This window comes from Streptomyces beijiangensis, assembly GCF_017315755.1.
Taxonomy (GTDB): domain Bacteria; phylum Actinomycetota; class Actinomycetes; order Streptomycetales; family Streptomycetaceae; genus Streptomyces; species Streptomyces beijiangensis.
Window position 1 is genome coordinate 1 of record NZ_JAFLRJ010000599.1, and the last position, 3,805, is coordinate 3,805.

At 70.7% G+C, this 3,805-nt stretch carries 3 protein-coding genes; all 3 read left to right on the plus strand.

Going from position 1 to position 3,805, the window contains the following annotated elements; genetic code table 11:
• Positions 1 to 1,291: serine/threonine kinase C-terminal domain-containing protein (locus tag J0695_RS37355; protein ID WP_505383627.1), on the plus strand; the 1,291-nt coding region annotated here is incomplete at its 5' end.
• Positions 1,292 to 1,443: 152 nt separating this feature from the next.
• Positions 1,444 to 3,024 carry a serine/threonine-protein kinase gene (locus J0695_RS37360; protein WP_206969205.1) on the plus strand — a complete coding sequence of 527 codons (1,581 nt, stop codon included), beginning with the start codon at positions 1,444 to 1,446 and terminating at the stop codon, positions 3,022 to 3,024.
• A 70-nt stretch (positions 3,025 to 3,094) separates the two neighbouring features.
• A partial coding sequence (locus tag J0695_RS37365) for a serine/threonine-protein kinase (RefSeq protein ID WP_277990086.1) occupies positions 3,095 to 3,805 on the plus strand: 711 nt, incomplete at its 3' end.

A 3,805-nucleotide genomic window follows, 5' to 3' on the forward strand; every position in this document is an offset into this window, starting at 1 on the left:
GCACCTGCGCGGACGGGCCGCCCCGGGCGCGGCCCGTCCGCGCAGGGGCCCCGCCACCCCGCTGGCCGCCGAGCGGGCCCGGCAGACCCGGATCACCGTGGTCGGTGCCGTCACCGAAAGGTGGGCGCCCGAGCAGGCCGGCCCCGTGCACGAGAACTGGCAGCTGGCCGCCCCGGTCGGTCCCGCGACCGATCTGTGGGCGCTCGGCGCCCTGCTGTTCCGGGCCGTGCAGGGACACGCCCCCTACCCCGAGGAGAGCGCCGCCGAGCTCGTACAGCTGGTCTGTGCCGAGCCGCCCGCCTTCGCCGAGGAGTGCGGTCCGCTGCGGCCCGTCGTCGAGTCGCTGCTGCGCCAGGACCCCACCGAGCGGCCGGACTTCGAGGAGCTCCGCGGCTGGATCCGCTCCCTCGTACGGTCGGCCCCCGAGCCCGAGGCCGGGCAGCAGATCGTGCCGCTGCCTGCCGCCGACGCGACGAAACTCCCGGTGGTCCGGCGCCGGGGCGAGGTCGTACGGAGGAAGAAGCGCGGTTCCCGCGAGCCCGTTCCGACGGCGGCGCACGGACGCCACCGCCAGCAGCACGGCAGGCAGAACAGGCAGAAGCCGCAGGGGAAGCCTCGCTCACTGGGGCGGATCATGCTCGTCGTCGTCCTGGTCGTGCTGATCGCGGCCCTGGTGTACGCGGTGAAGTTCATGCCCAAGTCCGACGACGGGCAGCAGAAGGTCGGCAGCGCGCCCGCACCCAAACCTTCCCCGAGCGCTCCCGCCACCGGGAGTTCGGCGCCACAGAAGTCCTCCCCGCCGCAGAACACCCCGTCCACCGAGAGCGACGCCCACCTCGCTGCCGGATACGCCCTGCGCAACGACCCCGCGGGCTTCCGGATAGCCGTCGACAAGAGCTGGACGCGGCGCTCGGCCAACGCCAACGGACAAATCCGCTACCTCGGAGGCGACTTCGAGCTGGTGATCGTGCCCGGCCGCGACACCGTCAAGGACGCGGGCAGCGATCCGATGGCGTACCAGAACAACAAGGAGCGCGAGCTGCAGCCCTTTCGCGATTCCTCCTGGTCGCAGGCGAGCGGGCTGCGCCGTATCGACGTGGGCCAGCAGGCCATGGCCGAAGGCCAGTTCAGCTGGCAGGACGGCAGCGGACGCCAGGTGTACGTCCGCAACCTCGCCATGATCATCGGCGGCAAGTACCACATCGTGCAGGTCATCGGTCCCGACGCCCAGCGGGACAAGGTCACCGAGATCTACCAGCAGGCGAGCGCCACTTACCGCGCAGGCCCCTGAACCCCCGGTAATCGCAAGCGTCACAGTGCGGTATCACAGCCCGACCCGAGGTTCCATGGTCGAACGGCCCTCCGTAACCTGGCCTTCGAGGAACGGGGCAAGGGCGCGTGGAACACACTCGGAACACGGGACACACCGAAAGCGCGGATCTGCTGCTCGCCGGGCGCTACCGGCTGGGCGAGCTGATCGGGCGCGGCGGCATGGGCAAGGTCTGGCGTGCCCACGACGAGGTGCTGCACCGCACCGTCGCCGTAAAGGAGCTGACGGCAGGTCTGTTCGTCTCCGAGGCCGACCGCACCGTCCTGCACGCGCGTACGCAGAAAGAGGCGAGGGCCGCCGCCCGGATCAACCACCCGGGTGTCGTCACCGTCCATGACGTCATCGCGTACGACGACCGGCCGTGGATCGTCATGGAGTACGTCGACGGGCCCTCGCTCGCCGATGTCGCCAAGGAGAGCGGGGCACTCGCGCCGCGCGAGGCGGCCCGTATCGGACTCCATGTCCTCGGCGCGCTCCGAGCCGCGCATGCCGCAGGCGTGCTGCACCGGGACGTCAAACCCGGCAACATCCTGCTCGCGCGCGACGGCCGGGTCCTGATCACCGACTTCGGGATCGCCGCGATCGAGGGCGACTCGGAGATCACCCGCACCGGCGAGATCGTCGGCTCCATCGACTACCTCGCCCCCGAACGGATCCAGGGCGAGGCCCCGGGCCCGGCCTCCGACCTGTTCTCGCTAGGCGCCACGCTCTACACGGCCGTCGAGGAGCGCTCGCCCTTCCGCCGTACGTCACCGATCTCCACTCTCCAGGCCGTCGTCACCGAGGAACCGCCGCCGCCGGAGAACGCCGGAGCCCTCGCCCCCGTCATCACCGCCCTCCTGCGCAAGGACCCGGCCGACAGGCCGAGCGTCGCCGAGGCCGAGCGGATGCTGCTCGACGCGATGGAGGGGCGGGCGCCCAAGCAGGCGCAGGCGTTCGTACCGACGCAGAACGTGCCCAAGGATCTCCTGGAGCGGGCGACGGTCCACCTCCCGGAGCCCGAATCGGCGCCTCCGGCACCGGCGGCCCCCGCGAAGGCAGACGACCGCAAGCGCCACCCCGTGCGCACGGCCGTGCTGGTCGTGGCCCTGGCCGCAGTGGTCGGCGGCGGAGTGGGCCTCGGCGTCATGAAGTACCAGGACGGCAAGGACTCGGGCAGCGGGGAGCAGACCATGCCCACAGTCCCGGACACCACCCCGGCGAAGACCCCCGGTACCAAACCCCCCGGAAAGAAGAACCCGGACGGGCTCCCGGACGGCTGGACGAAGGCCGTCGACCCGGCGGGCTTCTCGTTGGCCATACCGAAGGGCTGGTCGCGGCAGGTGGACGGCGAGCAGATCGACTACACCCCGGACAACGGCGCCCACCGCATTCGGATCAGTGTCGACACCGCCCCCGACTTCGCCAACCCGTACGCGCACATGCTGAACATCGAGCCCCAGCTGGGCCGGCTGCCGAACTACCAGCGGGTCAGCCTGCACACGAACACCTTCCGTGATCAGCCCGCCGCGCTCTGGGAATTCACCTGGACCGAGACCAAGGACCACCCGGGCAAGCGGCGCGCGATCGACCAGATGTACAACGTCGACAACGGGCGCGTCGAGTACGCGATCTACATGTCGAGCCCGGTCGGCGACTGGGTGAAGACCCGCGCCCAGTTCGACATCGTGCTGCAGCACTGGCAGCCCAACTGACGGACGCCGATGTCGGGCAGAAGGACGGAATGGCGAAGGATGGGCGGAGATTGACCTTGGGGGAGCAGTCTTGTCGCAGGAAACGCACAACAGTCGTCTGATCGCCGGGCGTTACCGGGTCGGGGCGCGTATCGGCCGGGGTGGCATGGGCACCGTCTGGCAGGCCACCGATGAGCTTCTGGGCCGCGAGGTCGCCGTCAAGGAGCTCCATCTCGACGCCGGTGAGTCCGCCGCTTCCGCGCTGCGCGAGGCGCGGGCGGTCGCCCAGATCAAGCATCCTCATGTGATCGTCGTCCATGACGTGGTGGTCGACACGGATGACAACCCGTGCATCGTCATGGAGTTGGTGGTCGGCGGGTCGCTCGCCGACCGGCTGTCCGGCCAGGGGCCCGTCGACGCCGGTGAGGCGGCCAGGATCGGTCTCGCCCTGCTCGGCGCGCTCTCCGCCGCTCATGCGCGCGGGGTGCTGCACCGCGACATCAAGCCCGCCAATGTCCTTCTGGAAGAGGGCGGACGGGTCGTCCTCACCGACTTCGGGATCGCGCAGCTCGCCGGGTCGACGACGATCAGCTCGACCGGCGCGTTCGTCGGATCGCCCGAGTACACCTCGCCCGAGCGGATGCAGGGCGGGCACACCGGACCCGAGTCCGACCTGTGGTCGCTCGGCGCACTGCTCTGTGCGGCACTGAGCGGGCGGCCTGATCTCGTCGGCGACGACCGCGTGCAGCACACCGCCCAGGGAGTCGCGGTGGAAGGGGGACCGCCCGCTCAGTGCCGCACA